This window comes from Acinetobacter amyesii (assembly GCF_023499985.1).
Classification (GTDB): domain Bacteria; phylum Pseudomonadota; class Gammaproteobacteria; order Pseudomonadales; family Moraxellaceae; genus Acinetobacter; species Acinetobacter amyesii.
In genome coordinates this window covers 284,759-299,640 of sequence record NZ_JAMCOU010000032.1, presented here as the reverse complement: position 1 = coordinate 299,640, position 14,882 = coordinate 284,759, and the positions used below count along the sequence as shown (strand labels likewise).

Genomic DNA, 14,882 nt, shown 5'->3' with positions numbered 1-14,882 from the left:
GCTATAAATTAACATTTAACACATGAGCATCTCGTAACTTGTCATAGCCTTTTCTCCAAATTCATTCTATAAAGAACTCACAAAATAAAAAGATCACTACTTTTCAGGATGAATGATGACGAGAACCACTCAATTCTCAGGCATATTTATACTTGCCCTACTGGCAGCAGTCGTCGCAACTTTTTGCGATGCGATTCATGTCTATACCCAGACGCTTAGTTATCCCAACCCATTATTTTTCCATCAAGCTTGGTGGGTATTCCCTGGCTTTTTTATTGCCTTTGCTTTCATGGCATTTAGCTATATTCAATTTACACAACTACTCAAACACTATGTGATGACTCAGCTCAGTTGCCATCACGACGGTACAGCTCCATTAGTTGAGGCTTTAGTACTCTTTGCGATTGTCTACATACTCAGTGGTTTTGGTAACTTCCACCCTGAAGCATTGTGCTGGATTTTCTATATTAGCTTTTTTATTCGCTGGTTATTTAGCTATGAGCGTACATGGTTACTGATTTTGGCCATTATGCTCGCCATTGGCGGCATGTTCTTTGAAGGACTATTAGCTGAATTTGGTTTAGTCAAATATCGCTATTCAGAAGTTTTTAATGTGCCGTATTGGCTCGGGGGCGTATATATGCATGGCGCATTTGCCTTACGTGCAGGTATGCGTCGTTTTGTTTATCGTTAATTTTTTAAATTTGGAAAATTGAGACATAAAAAAAGACCACTCAATCGGAGTGGTCTTTTTTTGAATATGGTGGCTATGACGAGACTTGAACTTGTGACCCCCGCATTATGAGTGCGGTGCTCTAACCAACTGAGCTACATAGCCTTAAACTGTGCGCGCATTATGGAGGGATATTTAAATATCGTCAAGCCCATAATGCGCGTATTTGATCAAAATTTGTTGAAGTGAACCGATAAGCCGGGTTCTGTCGAGGACGATCATTCCTCTAGGCGTACAATCACTCATACGCTCAAGCGACCTACCCGGATCCAGCATGGGCCATGCCTAAAGGATCCCTATTTGGTCTTGCTTCCGGTGGGGTTTACCATGCCATGAACTGTTACCAGTCATGCGGTGCGCTCTTACCGCACCCTTTCACCCTTACCTCCGATTTCGATTGCTCGAAACCATAATGAAGGCGGTCTACTCTCTGCTGCACTTTCCGTCGGCTCACACCGCCCAGGCGTTACCTGGCACCTTGCCCTATGAAGCCCGGACTTTCCTCCCCTGCTTTAGTCACGGAGACCTATACACAGCAGCGATCGTCTGGTTCACTTCCGGGCGCATTCTAACAAATCTGACAACTAATTGCTTGATGTTTTTTGAGCAGTTAGTTTTTCGTACTTTTGTTGAAGCTGTTCCTGAGTTTCAGGATGAGCCGGATCCAATGGAATACAATCCACCGGACAGAACAACTGACACTGCGGTTTATCGTGATGCCCAACGCATTCCGTACACAAATCAGGGTTAATCTCATAAATGAGTTCCCCCATGAAAATCGCCTCATTGGGGCATACAGGTTCACAGACATCGCAGTTGATGCATTCATCAGTGATATATAAAGACACTCTACCAACCTTGCTGTTGTTTACGCTTAAAGGCTTCCACAACAGCTTGTGGTACAAACTGAGTGACATCACCATTTAAACGTGCAATTTCACGCACGAGCGTAGATGAAATAAACGAATATTGCTCTGATGGGGTTAAGAACACGGCTTCAAATTTACTGTCCAAACGGCGATTCATATTTGCCAATTGAAATTCATATTCAAAATCTGAAACTGCACGTAAACCACGTAACACGGCTGTTGCTTTTTGCTCGTTAAAGAAGTTGACCAACAGCCCATCAAAACCTACAAACTCAACATTTGACAAATGACTTAAAGACTCTTGCGCTAGTGCAACACGTTCTTCCAGACTAAACACAGGGTTTTTGTGATGTCCAATTGCAATTGCCACGACAACTTCGTCAAACATGCGTGATGCACGTGTCACTAAGTCGATATGACCATTAGTAATTGGATCGAATGTGCCCGGATAAATTACACGAGTTTTAGACATCCAGTTGTACTCTGTTATTTTGTAGATGGGTATTTTAACAAAATCTTGATTTATAGGTGAAGTCAGCTTGTAAATTTAAAAACTTCATCTTATTCAAAGTTCGGGTACAATAGTGCTAAGTTTGGAAGTTTTTGATTATGACGAAAGCAGTAGTTAAAAAAAATAGTAGCAGTACGATTGCCCTAAATAAGCGTGCGCGTCACGATTATTTCATTGAAGAAAAATTTGAAGCGGGTCTTTCATTACAAGGCTGGGAAGTCAAATCAATGCGTGCGGGTCGTATGACTATCGTAGAGAGCTATATTACGTTTAAAAATGGTGAAGCATTTTTATTCGGCGCTCAAGTGCAACCTTTACTGAGTGCTTCGACACATGTGGTGCCTGAAGCAACACGTACTCGTAAATTATTGCTGAACCGCCGTGAAATTGAAAAACTACAAGGTGCGATTAACCAAAAAGGTTATTCATGTGTGCCTTTGGCATGTTACTGGAAAGGTCCTCATGCCAAACTTGAAATCGCCCTAGTAAAAGGTAAACAGCTTCACGACAAGCGTGCAACGGAAAAAGACCGTGATTGGCAACGCGATAAAGCCCGTATTTTTCATAAATAAGTTCATTAAAAAAAACCTCCTTTTTGGAGGTTTTTTTATTTTTAAATTGCAGATTTAGCAGAATTTCAATCCACCAAAACAGTTGGTCCGAACTTCCTGATTTCCCAATACCTGATTTTTTAACGTTAAATTGGCCGCACCGGCATTACTAAGGTTAATTGAACCGACATTTTTATAAATCGGTAAACCAAATGCTGCACCAACAGCAGAACCTAAGGGAATATAAATCGGTTCATTGGTTAAAATTTGCGATACTTTTTGAGCAACTTGTGGCAAGACGCCTGAGATATCCACTTCAGATGTTGGATTCAATTTGCCAATATTGATCGGGTCTTTAAATGACATCCACCAACCTGTACGTGCAATATCATCGGCATTGGCATCTGGCCAACTGATATCTTGAGATTGAAGTGATAAATAACCGGCTGTGCCATTTAATGGGATGTTATGAATCATATTTAAGGCTTGCTCAAAGGTAATGTTCATTTTCAAACCATCAATTGATGAACCCGAATCCATAAAGAACTGCGCCCCTTCTACCCATAACAAATTACGGTCAAGTTTGACCTGCAAACTACCACTATCACGGTTGAGTTGAATCGACGGTACAGTCGCACTGATATTTTTGGCAACGGCTTGAGTTTGTCGTTTTCCATTAATAGTAATTTCAGGGACGGTAAATGGCACATTCATTGAAGGAATTTTTAAACCCTTACTATTTTCGGGTTGGCTAACAAAGCTACGATCATTGTTCCAAATCGTATTAATCACCAAGTTACCGGATAAAGTCTCACTGCTGCTATCACCAAAAATCGCTGCTTGGGTCTTTGCTATCCCTGTAGTCGGTGCAATTTTCATATAACCGCTTAGCGACTTAATCCCATCTGTCGGCGCACCCGTGTTTTGAATACCTGTGGTCAATAAACCTGTAATTGATTCAGCACTGACACGGAAGCCTTTAACTTCACGTAAAGCGGCTTGTTTTGGGTTTTTAATTGCAAATTCAATAAACGGATTTTTCAGTTCGGCACTTGTTGACGCTCGATCACCATTAAAGACTGGATTACCGTTGGCATCCGTTGACGTTGCATTACCACTCAACGCTAGATGACGAATATCAATATCACAGCCATTTGACCCATTTACCCCACCACAGCCGAGTTGCAAACTTTTGACATTGACATTTAGATCCATGACGGCATCTAAACTGAGTTTGTAGAAACCAATATTTTCATCGACCATTTGTTGGTTGACCAAAATAGGATCGGTATAGGACATATTCATCAATGCAGCACCATTGATGGCAGACAATTCTTCATCGGCTAATCCCACCAATCCTTCTGCTGCAAAAACAACGTCAGAAACACATAAGGTCAATGCCATTGCGACTATTGTTTTTTTCACGATTATTTAATCCTTTTTAATATTCGTCACTCATCCCGAGTGAAATTTATGAGAAGATTAAATCAATAGCGTTGGCGTAAATGAATGGCAATTTGTGACACGCATCACAACTCAATTATACAAAATGCCAATTTTCACGAATTTTAGGTCAATAAAAACCCCAGTAACATTTCCATCACTAGGGTTTTCAAAGATTTATAAATGATAGTTCAAACGATTTATTTACAAATTAATTAACTTTATTTAACAACAACCCCAGATATTCACCAAACCAAATAGCGGTTTCTAAATCACCCTCAGGTGGCGTGACTTCAACAGGTGCATTATCCGATTGTGTCATTAAACCCAAAAAGCTCGACATCCGATTTAAATCTGTTGTGCTTCGTCCAGTTGGCATCAATGGAAGACCGCTCCACAACATGCCGTGCTGCATGGCGAATAAATTGATTTGCTGCAATACTGCCAATTTATCTCCACTTAAGCCGCCACCATTGGTAAAACCAGCGGCCAACTTGCCTTGCCATGTCCGTGCTAACCAGCGTTTAGATGATTGCTCCATGAATAATTTCATTGCCGCACTCATACTGCCCATATAGGTTGGGCACCCAAAAACGATGGCATCTGCGCTGTCCAACACATCCCAATCCACATGTTCTACATTCATGAGATGGACTTTTACACCGGCTTTTTCTGCACCTTGTACAATGAAATTCGCCACTTTGGCAGTGTGCCCGTAGGGACTGTGGTAAACAACAGCAAGAGATTTAGCAGTCAAAGACATAACATTTAAAAGTCGATAGATTCAGTCAAGTTTAGCATTTTCAAAGCATAAAGACGAATGTTGCCATACGTCCTGTTTTCGCTTCGCGGCGATAAGAAAAATATTCTTCAGCTTGCAAAAAGGTACATTGGTCGCCACCTGTTACGGCTTTAACCCCATGTAATGCAAGAATATAACGCGCTATCGCATAAAGATCAGCATAATATTTGCCTTCCCTTACACCAGCTTTAAATGCACTTTCAAGTTCTGGGTATTTGGAACAAAAGGCAGCTTTGACTTCTGCGCCAATTTCAAAACTCTCTTGGCAAATGGCTGCCCCCAACCACGCCCATGTTGGCTGAGTGTGCATGGCTGCAATGGTGTTTTCCACAATACCATTAGCCAGGCCCTTCCAACCTGCATGCAGATTGGCAACTTCTGTCCCGTCAGCATTACCCAAAACCACGGGTAAGCAGTCTGCGGTCATCATCATCAGGGCATGGTGTTTTGACTGCGTGACCATACCATCGCCTTCGGGTGCAACAAAGTTGATCTGTTCATCAATGCGATGGCATAGCGTACTGTGCGTTTGGTTCATCCAACTGATTTTATTCACGCCATATTCAGCAAAGTCTTTGAGCAATTGCATCCGGTGCTTTTGCACACGCGCTGCATCATCTCCCACATGCAATGCCAGATTAAATCCTGCTAGTTCAGGTTGTTCAGCGGGTTGCGTCTGATCATGATGAACTCGAGTTTGTCCCACAAAAACACCCTGTGGAAGTCCCTGAACAAATTGCATGTTGCCGTCCTTTTCTATCTATGGCGTGTAAATCAGGTTAAAACTTAATAAGCTTTGTTTTCGCTACGTAATACTTCAACCAATTGATTAAAGTCTTCAGGCCATGGTGCTTCAAACATCATGTCTGCACCTGTACGTGGATGAACGAGACCCAATTTAACCGCATGTAAAGCCTGACGTTTAAAGCCACGTAAAGTGTCATCTAATAACATCGACGCGCCTGCAGGCATACGTACACGTGGTACATACACTTGATCGCCCACAAGACCATGACCGATATAAGTAAAATGCACACGAATTTGATGGGTACGACCCGTTTCTAAACGTGCTTGAACGCGGGTAAAGTTTTGGAAACGTTCTTTCACATTGTAGTGAGTCACCGCATCTTTACCGCCCGGCAAGACTGCCATTTTAATGCGATCGACAGGATGACGTTTAATTGGCTCATCCACTGTACCGCCAGCAATAATGTTGCCATATACGATCAAATCGTAAATACGGTAAACCGATTTCTTCGCCAATTGTTTACTTAAAGAAAATTGGGATTCGAGGTTTTTCGCAACAACCAACAGACCTGAGGTGTCTTTATCAATACGATGCACCAAACCTGCACGGGTCAACTCTGAAGATTTTGGGTAATGGTGCAAAATTGCATTCACCAATGTGCCTGTACTGTTTCCAGCGCCCGGATGAACAACCATACCGACAGGTTTATTAATCACCATAATATCGTCATCTTCATAGACAATATTAAGTGGAATATCTTCGGGTAAGCTACGGGTTTGTGCTTCTAACTCGACGTCTAAAGTCAGTAACTCTGTGCCTTCGCATTTGTACTTTGGTTTCACAGTGTTACCATTGACCAACAAATGGCCCTCTTTGAGCCACTGTTTTAGCTTTTCACGAGAAAAATCAGTCCAAACCAGTGCTGAAACCTGATCAATACGTTGTCCTAAATAGCTTTCATCCAATTGAAATTGCAACGATAAACGTGTTGCAGTTGAGTCTGAAGTATGGTTATCTGCATCCTCAGAATCTTCAAGTAAATTGAAATCAGTTTCAGGGAAATTAGAATTGGAAGATTGTGCTTGACTCATTTGCTCATTCAGACAAAAGTGGTTTAATAGTTCAATTGTAGCTCATTGCCCGTATTAACAGAGGAATTTTTATGTCGCTACCAAAATATAAAATGACAATGCTTGCTCTAACAATAGGCATTGCATCGGCAATGGTAGGCTGTAGCAGTAATCCAAAGAAAGAAGTGGTCGACACAGGTCCACAATCAAGCGAACAGATTTATATCGAAAAAGCACAAAAAGCGCTTGAACGTAACCAATATACAGATGCAGCAAAACACCTTGAAGCTCTAGAGACCTACTACCCTACAGGTAACTATGCGCAGCAAGCACAACTTGAACTATTGTATGTAAAGTTTCAGCAAAAAGACTATGAAGGTGCGATTGCACTTGCAGACCGTTTTATTCGTATGAATCCACAGCATCCGCAAGTTGATTATGCGTACTACGTGCGTGGTGTTTCAAACATGGAGCAAAACTATAATGGTTTGCTTCGCTATACCTCTTTAAAACAATCGCATCGTGATGTGAGCTATCTCAAAGTGGCATATCAAAACTTTGTCGACTTTATCCGTCGCTATCCATCGAGCGAATATGCAGTCGATGCCGCACAACGTATGAAGTTCATCAGTCAAGAATTGGCTGAAAGCGAAATGAATGCGGCACGTTTTAATGTGAAACGTAAAGCATGGTTAGCTGCTGTTGAACGTTCACTTTGGGTGATCGAACATTATCCTCAATCACCACAAGTTCCAGAAGCTCTAGCGACGGTTGCCTATGGTTATGACAAACTTGGTGATAAAACCACGTCTCAGCAATACATCGAAGTGCTTAAACTGAACTATCCAAAACTTGTGAAGTCAGACGGTACGGTCAATATGCGTGCTGCACGTAGTGAAGGTAGCTTCCTTAACCGTGCAACGTTGGGTATTTTCGGTAAAGAAGCACAAACGATGTCTGAGCAAACCTCTACAGACGCGGTTGAAACTGATGAAGAAAAACGCAGTTTAACCAATCGTTTAAGCTTTGGCTTATTGGATCGTCCTCATAGCGAAAAAACTGAGTCGTTAGAATCAGCTGAATAATATAGTCGCAACGAAGGTCGATTTTTCACAAAGGGCAAGTTAGAATACTTGCCCTTTTATCTTTTCAGGATCTACAGATTCGGTTAGATTAAAAGGTATACAATAGTTCGATGGACGATGCTGTACTGCATCCCCACTAAACTTACAGCATTGCTGATTTCAACATATTTCACGAACTGCCCAAATTCAATAGATAGACAGATAAAACAGCATGGCCATTCCTCAACATACAATTGATCAAATTTTAGATCGCACCGATATTGTCGATGTGATTGGTCAATTTGTGAAATTGAAAAAGACTGGACGCACCTACTCAGGATGCTGCCCATTCCATCAGGAAAAATCGCCATCTTTCCATGTCTATCGTGATAAACAATATTTTCACTGCTTTGGTTGTCAGGCCAATGGTAATGCCATCCGTTTTTTAATGGATATTGGTAGCCGTAACTTCATCGAAGTAATGAAGGATTTATCAAGCCAAACGGGTATTGAACTACCGAAAGACAATAACGATTCCAATAAACTCAAATATAAACGCGAATCTAAACCCAAACCTGTACAAAAACCTCCAATCGAAGCAAAAGCTCTGCCGCCCAAAACAGGCGAAACCGACATAAATCCTGCTGCAGTAAATTTCGAACACGACCCATTTGCTGAGTTTCAAAATAACGAAGATGCGTTTTATGGGAACGATCCCTTTGCTCACTTTGACCAAGTTGCAAATGCTTTTGAAGATGTGCCGCAAGACGGAAACTTATATGACTTGCTGGAAAATGTCGCACAGTTTTATGAGCAACAACTACCACTCAGTCCAATCGGGCAAGCTTATTTTAAACAACGGGGTCTCAGTGCAGACACCATTGCCTATTGGCGTTTAGGCTATGCCCCCGAAGATTGGCAACATCTGGAAAAAGCCTTTCCACAAGATATCGAAGGACTCAAACTCCTCGGTTTGATTCGCACCAGTGATAGTGGTCGTGACTTTGACTTACTGCGTGAGCGGGTGATTTTCCCGATTCGAGATGCGAAAGGTCGTGTGGTTGGTTTTGGTGGTCGTGCCCTAAATGATGAAATCAAACCGAAGTACATCAACTCCCCAGACTCTGAAGTTTTCCATAAAAACCAGTTACTTTATGGTTTATATGAAGGCCGTAAACAAAAAGCCCAAGATTGGTTAATGGTCGAAGGTTATATGGATGTGATTGCCCTACAGCAATATGGCATTCATGGCGCTGTAGCGACTTTAGGGACTGCCAGTAATACTGAACATTTAAACATTTTATTTAAGCAAAATAGCCGCATTACCATTGCATTTGATGGAGATGCCGCAGGTCAAAAAGCAGCTCGACGTACGCTCGAAATTGCCCTTCCATTACTGAATGATGGACGTGAACTTAAATTCTTTGTTTTGCCGAATGACCACGACCCAGATTCACTGATCCGTCGTGAAGGTATTGAAAATTTTCGACGGTTACTGCACACCTCACCGCTTCTTTCTGAATTTGTTTTTGCACATTTAACGCAAAATCATGATGTCAGTTCACCTGAAGGTAAAAGTCAGGTGATGGGTGAACTCAGACAGCTCACTGAACTGTTGCCGAAAGGTGGTTCATATCGTTATTTGCTACAACAATATTTCCGTGAAAAATTAGGGTTTAGCCGAAAGTGGCAGCCTCAAGTCAATAATGATGCATCATTGAGCTTTAGTACAAAAATAGATGCTGAAGAATATGTGATTGCGATTTTAATCAATCATCCTTATCTTTACATTCATTTTGAGCCTTTACGCGCCTTAGTTTCACAAGACCTATTGCTTTATCATGTGTTAAATATTTTCAATGTGATTTTTGATGAATTGCCTGATGATCCAGAGTTATCAACCTATTATGTACTCGGTGCTTGTGCAGCACATCATCATGAATTACAACATATTTTAGAGCATGCCAATATCAGTGACTATACGTCATCACCTGAACAGGCAGATAAACTTGCAGCAGATTTATCGACAAAATTGCAATATCAATTCTTACAACTCAAGATCAAGTCGAATAAGTTTTCTAGTCTTGCAGAAATGCGTAATTTAAAACAACGTATTTATGATATTGATAAAAAAAGATCGCTCACGCTCCTTGAAGATTAAGTTTTAACTTCAATTTCAAACTGTGAACAACATACTTTTCAATGAATCAGCTTATTTATTTCTTTGGTTTACGGCGATTTTCAGCAACATTAACTAAATCTTGTTCTAACATTTCAAAATAAGCAGGGTCTTCCGCCATCGCTGCATTGCGCAGCACGATAGAGGTCGGATGCAACAGCTTTTGGGTTAAACGATGCGACATTTCTTGCATAATTGTAGCCGCATCTTCACCCTTTTGTAGACGATTCAAGGCCAAAGCCAGCTCTTCTTGACGCAATGACTCACCATGTTCACGGTATGCATGAATCGTCGAGCCAGCCAAATTCACTTTTTGCTGTGTGATTAAATCTGTCGCAAGCTGATTGACCATGACTTCGGCTTCAACTGCCGCCTGACGACGCTGAGCCAAATTTTCTTCAATGACAGTTTGCAGGTCATCTACACCATATAAATAAACGCCATCTAAACTTTCGACTTTGGCTTCAATATCTCGTGGTACCGCCAAATCGACCAACAACATTTGTTTATAACGGCGTTTTTTCAATGCTGCTTTAACATCCGCAAAATAAATCACTTGATGTAAGCTTCCGGTACAACTTGAAATTACGTCTGCGCGATGTAAATTGTCTGCCAAATCTGCGAAATCAATAATTTCAACTTCTACACGATGAGCAATCTCTTGCGATAAAGCTTCGGCACGAGCACGTGTACGGTTACAGATAATAATTCTACCCACACCCATTTCGGCCAAATGCTTCGCAACCAAGCTATTCATTTCACCAGCAGCAACAATCATGACCGTCAATTTTTCAGGCTGACTAAAAACCTGTAAAGCGAGCTGAGCAACGGCATAGCCCATCGACACCGCATGACTTCCTACCGCTGTTTCAGAACGCACTCGTTTTGCCGCATAAAAGGCATATTCAAAAATACGGTTTAAATTTGGGGAGACAGTTTCGGCATCTTTGGCTAAGGACAAAGCCGTTTTAACTTGACCTAAGATTTGAGGCTCACCAAGCATGAGCGAATCCAAGCCGCTAGCCACACGCATAAGGTGTGTCACCGCCTGTGCATTTTCATAACGATACACATGATTTGACAATTGCTTTACATCAATACCATTTGATTGGGCAAGCCAATTCAATACCATGTCTGCATTTTCAGACATCGCATAGACTTCAGTACGATTACATGTAGATACCACCACCATGTCATTGAGTTCAGGTGCATGGCTTTGCTGTTCAAGCAGCGCTGTTAACTTTTCAGGGTTAAATGCAATCTGTTCGCGCAGTTCTACAGAGGCGGTTTGATGGTTGACACCCAATGCAAAGAAAGACATATCAGATCATCATTTCGCTAAATTTATGCTATTGTGCATTATCGGCGTCATAAAAAGCATTACTTGGATCAAGAAAAATTGCGTCTAACAAATAGCCGACTGAACGGCCAGACAATAAAGCAGTATTCTACCACATTCTTACTTGTTGGTAGCATGGCTTCTACTGCCCCAATTCGGGCCGTGGGAGAAGTTTACCATGCAAATTCAGGATATGATGCAATTAAACAAAGTATGATTGCAGAATTTGCCTTAGCTTATAACGACATCCCAACCGCGCTTCATAATTACACCGTGCTTGCAATCAAAAGTAAATCCACCATGGTCAAACAGCGTGCTTTAAACGTTGCTATTGAGCAAAATGATTTACAAGCAGCCTTAGATATTGCTACACATTGGGTTGTGCAAGAACCTGAAGATGTACCTGCATTATTTTATTTATCACATATTGCTTTGAAAGCCCATGAATATGAGCTTGCCGCCGAAACACTTGATAAAATTTTAACCATTGACCCAAATGCAGATTTAGAACAAATTTTGGCGGGTATTTCCCCTGAATCAGAGGAAGATCGCGCTTATCTGATTCAAGCACTGACCGCTAGCAAGGAAAAAACCAACCCTTCTATTTTGGTCTTAGTCGCAGGTTTACAAGCTCAAAATGGTGCCTTTGCTGATGCCTTAGACACCATTAATTTAGCACTGAAAAAACGCCCGAAAGTGACTGGTTATATCTTAATGAAAGCCAATTTACTTATGTCGTTAGGTGATGAAGAAGAAACCTTAAAATGGTTCGAAAAATCCAGCCGTAAACACCGCAACAATATGGAAGTTCGCTTAGCAGAAGCAAAATATTTAATTAAAATCAATCAGTCAGAATTAGGTCTAGAAAAACTCGAAGATATACTAAAGAAATGGCCATCTGCTGAAGAACCGCTATTTATGGCAGGTTTGACCAGTATTGACTTAGAGCTTTATGAAAAAGCCGAAAAGTATTTGGTGGAGTTACGTTATTCAAGCAAATACCAAAATGAAGCGTATTACTATCTCGCAGTAAATGCTGAACGCAAACAGCATTATGAAACAGCGAAAGCCTATTATCGCCTTGTTGATGGCAGTCTTTATACGGTTTCACGTCGCAATATGATCAGCATTTTTAGCCAGCAAAATAAGCTGCATGATGCACTGCGCTTTTTAACCCAAGAGCGGGTTAATTATCCTCAACATGCCAGTTTCTTATATCTTGCTCAGGCAGATATTTTAAAACGCATGAACAATAAAAAAGCAGCAGTCCGTTTGCTTGATGAAGCGGTAAAAAACTTACCTGAAGATCCAGAGCTCATTTATGCCGAAGTTCTACTGCTCGACGCCCATCAAGATAGAGATAGACTCGACCAATTACTAAAACAATTACTTAAAATTGAACCCAATAGCCCGACCTATTTAAATGCATATGCCTATACCTTGGCGGTACAAAATAGACGCTTAGATGAAGCCCGAAAATACGTCGAACATGCCTTAGAATATGCTCCTGAGCAAGCCTCAATTTTAGATACGTTCGGTTATATTTGTTATTTGCAAAATGATTTTAGTACATCTGCATCTGTTTTAGCCAAAGCGTATGAACTGAGTAATAGTTTAAAAATTGGCATTCGCTATGCACGATCAGTCTTCATGCAAGGTGATATGAATAAATTTGACGCGTTGTTACAACAACTCCAACAAAAACATCCGAATGATCCGCAATTAGAGCAACTACATTCGTTATTGTTACCCCAACCCATGAAAAAGAGTTAAAAAGACTTTATGCAAGTATCTTCAAAATTTGGGGTATCTGCCCTGACCTGCTGTGCTTTATTTTTTACCGGTTGTCAGCAATATGTCAAAACACCCGCTCAACCCAGCCCTGAAGAGGTCGCTGCAAATCAATTCAACTTACAAGGTAAGATTGGTGTGCGCACGCCACAACAGTCAGGAAGTGCTTTTTTTACTTGGGTTCAAGACCGCAATGAATATGACATTGAACTGAGTGGCATATTAGGTGTTGGAAAAACTCAAATCAGCGGTAAACCCGGTCAAGTTCAACTCAATAGTGCAAAAACCGGTTTGATTGAAGCAGCAACACCAGAAGAATTACTCGAGCGTGCTACCGGTTGGCAAGCTCCCATTACCCACCTCATCGACTGGGTACAGGCGCGCCCTGCAACCACACAAGCAAAAATTCAACGCGATACTGCGCAGCGCCCACAACAGATTATTGAAGATGGTTGGACCGTAGACCTGAGTTATAATGAAACTGCAACGGTACCGAACAAGTTAATTTTAAAACAAGCACTTGAATCCGGTCAGGAAAACCGTATTACAATGGTGATTCAAAATCGTTAATTTGCCTAAAAGCTGAACTATGACTTCCATGATTCGTGTACCTTCTCCTGCAAAACTCAATTTGTTTTTGCACATTACTGGCCGACGTCCGAATGGATATCACGAATTACAAACGATTTTTCAGCTCATCGATTTATCGGATTGGATGGAATTTCACCCACTTGCAAATTCTGCTGATGTAAATTTTATTCAAATTGAGGGCTTAAACAGCGTCAATCTAGAGCACAATTTAATTTATCGTGCTGCTCAAATACTCAAACCGTTTGCTAAAGCACTGACTGCACAAAAAATCCACATTGAAAAAAATATTCCGATGGGTGCAGGGCTCGGCGGTGGTTCATCCAATGCAGCCACCACCCTAATCGTGCTTAATCAACTATGGAAATGCGGTTTAAATACCGAACAACTTGCAGAGCTCGGCTTACAACTTGGGGCAGATGTTCCCGTGTTTGTACATGGTCTAAATGCATGGGCAGAAGGCATCGGTGAACACTTAACATTCATAGATTTAGCTCAAAAACAGTACATTGTGTTAAAACCTGACTGTTTTATCAGCACTCAACTGCTTTTTTCACAAAAAACGTTGACAAGAGACTCAAAGCCCACTAAATTTTGCGGCTATCAGGAAACGCCATCTGATTTTGGAAATAACTTTGAGCCTGTGGCACGAAGCTTATATCCCGAAGTCGATGAAGCAATGCGGTACTTAGATCAGTTCGGTACAGCAAAGCTTACAGGTACAGGTGCTTGTGTATTTACTGAAGTGACTGAAAATATGAATATTGATGACATATTGAAAAATGCACCATGTAAATCTTACTTGGTTCGCAGTTTGCAAGAATCACCATTACGTCATTTTGAAGTTTGATATAGGGGCGTCGCCAAGTGGTAAGGCACCGGGTTTTGATCTCGGCATCCGTTGGTTCGAATCCAGCCGCCCCTGCCATCATTTTTCACCTGTAGATGTAATTGCTGTAAAGTATTAGGGGCGTCGCCAAGTGGTAAGGCACCGGGTTTTGATCTCGGCATCCGTTGGTTCGAATCCAGCCGCCCCTGCCATTTACTTTATTCGCTATTTCATCAATTTAGGGGCGTCGCCAAGTGGTAAGGCACCGGGTTTTGATCTCGGCATCCGTTGGTTCGAATCCAGCCGCCCCTGCCATTTACTTCAAAAAAGACAGAGCATAATTTGCAGTATCTTTGTTGTTTCAA

Annotated in this window: 14 protein-coding genes, 4 tRNA genes and 1 other RNA gene; 10 read left to right on the top strand and 9 right to left on the bottom strand. The window is 41.4% G+C overall.

Translation table 11 applies throughout. The features are described 5' to 3' along the window. Positions 1-115 precede the first annotated feature (115 nt). A complete protein-coding gene (locus M5F03_RS11360; protein WP_249708368.1) occupies positions 116-694 on the top strand; it encodes a hypothetical protein in 579 nt (192 codons plus the stop codon). A 67-nt stretch (positions 695-761) separates the two neighbouring features. On the opposite strand, the gene M5F03_RS11355 is transcribed toward M5F03_RS11360, so the two are convergent. The 4 genes from M5F03_RS11355 to coaD form a co-directional block, all read right to left on the bottom strand. Beyond that, a tRNA-Met gene (locus M5F03_RS11355) sits at positions 762-838 on the bottom strand. Between the two features lie 73 nt (positions 839-911). Continuing rightward, an RNA gene (rnpB, locus tag M5F03_RS11350) (RNase P RNA component class A) lies at positions 912-1,291 on the bottom strand. Positions 1,292-1,317: 26 nt separating this feature from the next. Continuing rightward, a complete protein-coding gene (locus M5F03_RS11345; RefSeq protein ID WP_078191349.1) occupies positions 1,318-1,581 on the bottom strand; it encodes a YfhL family 4Fe-4S dicluster ferredoxin in 264 nt (87 codons plus the stop codon). A gap of 1 nt (position 1,582) precedes the next feature. Continuing rightward, complete coding sequence (gene coaD, locus M5F03_RS11340; protein WP_078191350.1) at positions 1,583-2,074, bottom strand: pantetheine-phosphate adenylyltransferase; 492 nt, start codon at positions 2,072-2,074, stop codon at positions 1,583-1,585. A gap of 137 nt (positions 2,075-2,211) precedes the next feature. On the opposite strand from coaD, the gene smpB reads away from it, so the two are divergent. Then, the gene (gene smpB, locus M5F03_RS11335) at positions 2,212-2,685 is read left to right on the top strand and encodes an SsrA-binding protein SmpB (protein ID WP_078191351.1); all 474 of its coding nucleotides are present in this window, start codon (positions 2,212-2,214) and stop codon (positions 2,683-2,685) included. 54 nt (positions 2,686-2,739) lie between these two features. On the opposite strand, the gene M5F03_RS11330 is transcribed toward smpB, so the two are convergent. The 4 genes from M5F03_RS11330 to rluD all read right to left on the bottom strand — a co-directional run bounded on the left by M5F03_RS11330 (position 2,740) and on the right by rluD (position 6,748). Beyond that, on the bottom strand, positions 2,740-4,089 hold the full coding sequence (locus tag M5F03_RS11330) for a hypothetical protein (protein WP_249708367.1): 1,350 nt from the start codon (positions 4,087-4,089) through the stop codon (positions 2,740-2,742). 229 nt (positions 4,090-4,318) lie between these two features. Continuing rightward, positions 4,319-4,870 carry a flavodoxin family protein gene (locus tag M5F03_RS11325; RefSeq protein WP_249708366.1) on the bottom strand — a complete coding sequence of 184 codons (552 nt, stop codon included), beginning with the start codon at positions 4,868-4,870 and terminating at the stop codon, positions 4,319-4,321. 40 nt (positions 4,871-4,910) lie between these two features. Continuing rightward, positions 4,911-5,651, bottom strand: coding sequence for a peptidoglycan editing factor PgeF (pgeF, locus tag M5F03_RS11320; RefSeq protein ID WP_180183103.1), 741 nt, complete (start codon positions 5,649-5,651; stop codon positions 4,911-4,913). 44 nt (positions 5,652-5,695) lie between these two features. Beyond that, the gene (gene rluD / locus M5F03_RS11315) at positions 5,696-6,748 is read right to left on the bottom strand and encodes a 23S rRNA pseudouridine(1911/1915/1917) synthase RluD (protein ID WP_249708365.1); all 1,053 of its coding nucleotides are present in this window, start codon (positions 6,746-6,748) and stop codon (positions 5,696-5,698) included. Positions 6,749-6,819: 71 nt separating this feature from the next. Here rluD and M5F03_RS11310 point away from each other — a divergent pair, with 71 nt between their 5' ends. Further along, on the top strand, positions 6,820-7,812 hold the full coding sequence (locus M5F03_RS11310) for an outer membrane protein assembly factor BamD (RefSeq protein ID WP_249708363.1): 993 nt from the start codon (positions 6,820-6,822) through the stop codon (positions 7,810-7,812). Between the two features lie 211 nt (positions 7,813-8,023). Beyond that, positions 8,024-9,952, top strand: coding sequence for a DNA primase (locus M5F03_RS11305; protein WP_249708362.1), 1,929 nt, complete (start codon positions 8,024-8,026; stop codon positions 9,950-9,952). Between the two features lie 55 nt (positions 9,953-10,007). Here M5F03_RS11305 and hemA read toward each other — a convergent pair whose 3' ends face one another. Then, positions 10,008-11,291 (bottom strand): glutamyl-tRNA reductase, encoded by a 1,284-nt coding sequence (gene hemA / locus M5F03_RS11300; RefSeq protein ID WP_249708361.1) that lies wholly within the window; start codon positions 11,289-11,291, stop codon positions 10,008-10,010. A gap of 78 nt (positions 11,292-11,369) precedes the next feature. Between hemA and M5F03_RS11295 the strand changes: the two genes are divergently transcribed. The 6 genes from M5F03_RS11295 (at position 11,370) to M5F03_RS11270 (ending at position 14,832) form a co-directional block, all read left to right on the top strand. Continuing rightward, the gene (locus M5F03_RS11295) at positions 11,370-13,082 is read left to right on the top strand and encodes a tetratricopeptide repeat protein (RefSeq protein WP_249708360.1); all 1,713 of its coding nucleotides are present in this window, start codon (positions 11,370-11,372) and stop codon (positions 13,080-13,082) included. A 9-nt stretch (positions 13,083-13,091) separates the two neighbouring features. Continuing rightward, positions 13,092-13,670, top strand: coding sequence for a lipoprotein insertase outer membrane protein LolB (lolB, locus tag M5F03_RS11290; RefSeq protein WP_180034449.1), 579 nt, complete (start codon positions 13,092-13,094; stop codon positions 13,668-13,670). Positions 13,671-13,698: 28 nt separating this feature from the next. After that, positions 13,699-14,538 (top strand): 4-(cytidine 5'-diphospho)-2-C-methyl-D-erythritol kinase, encoded by an 840-nt coding sequence (gene ispE, locus M5F03_RS11285; protein WP_249708382.1) that lies wholly within the window; start codon positions 13,699-13,701, stop codon positions 14,536-14,538. A gap of 3 nt (positions 14,539-14,541) precedes the next feature. After that, positions 14,542-14,616, top strand: a tRNA-Gln gene (locus M5F03_RS11280). Between the two features lie 38 nt (positions 14,617-14,654). Further along, positions 14,655-14,729: transfer RNA gene (locus M5F03_RS11275), tRNA-Gln, on the top strand. A 28-nt stretch (positions 14,730-14,757) separates the two neighbouring features. After that, a tRNA-Gln gene (locus M5F03_RS11270) sits at positions 14,758-14,832 on the top strand. Positions 14,833-14,882 lie beyond the last annotated feature (50 nt).

Excerpts from the sequence above, each read along its gene's own strand:
- M5F03_RS11360 (WP_249708368.1), top strand. The coding sequence starts at position 116 with ATGACGAGAACCACTCAATTCTCAGGCATATTTATACTTGCCCTACTG.
- coaD (WP_078191350.1), bottom strand. The coding sequence starts at position 2,074 with ATGTCTAAAACTCGTGTAATTTATCCGGGCACATTCGATCCAATTACT.
- smpB (WP_078191351.1), top strand. The coding sequence starts at position 2,212 with ATGACGAAAGCAGTAGTTAAAAAAAATAGTAGCAGTACGATTGCCCTA.
- M5F03_RS11325 (WP_249708366.1), bottom strand. The coding sequence starts at position 4,870 with ATGTCTTTGACTGCTAAATCTCTTGCTGTTGTTTACCACAGTCCCTAC.
- pgeF (WP_180183103.1), bottom strand. The coding sequence starts at position 5,651 with ATGCAATTTGTTCAGGGACTTCCACAGGGTGTTTTTGTGGGACAAACT.
- rluD (WP_249708365.1), bottom strand. The coding sequence starts at position 6,748 with ATGAGTCAAGCACAATCTTCCAATTCTAATTTCCCTGAAACTGATTTC.
- M5F03_RS11310 (WP_249708363.1), top strand. The coding sequence starts at position 6,820 with ATGTCGCTACCAAAATATAAAATGACAATGCTTGCTCTAACAATAGGC.
- M5F03_RS11305 (WP_249708362.1), top strand. The coding sequence starts at position 8,024 with ATGGCCATTCCTCAACATACAATTGATCAAATTTTAGATCGCACCGAT.
- hemA (WP_249708361.1), bottom strand. The coding sequence starts at position 11,291 with ATGTCTTTCTTTGCATTGGGTGTCAACCATCAAACCGCCTCTGTAGAA.
- lolB (WP_180034449.1), top strand. The coding sequence starts at position 13,092 with ATGCAAGTATCTTCAAAATTTGGGGTATCTGCCCTGACCTGCTGTGCT.
- ispE (WP_249708382.1), top strand. The coding sequence starts at position 13,699 with ATGATTCGTGTACCTTCTCCTGCAAAACTCAATTTGTTTTTGCACATT.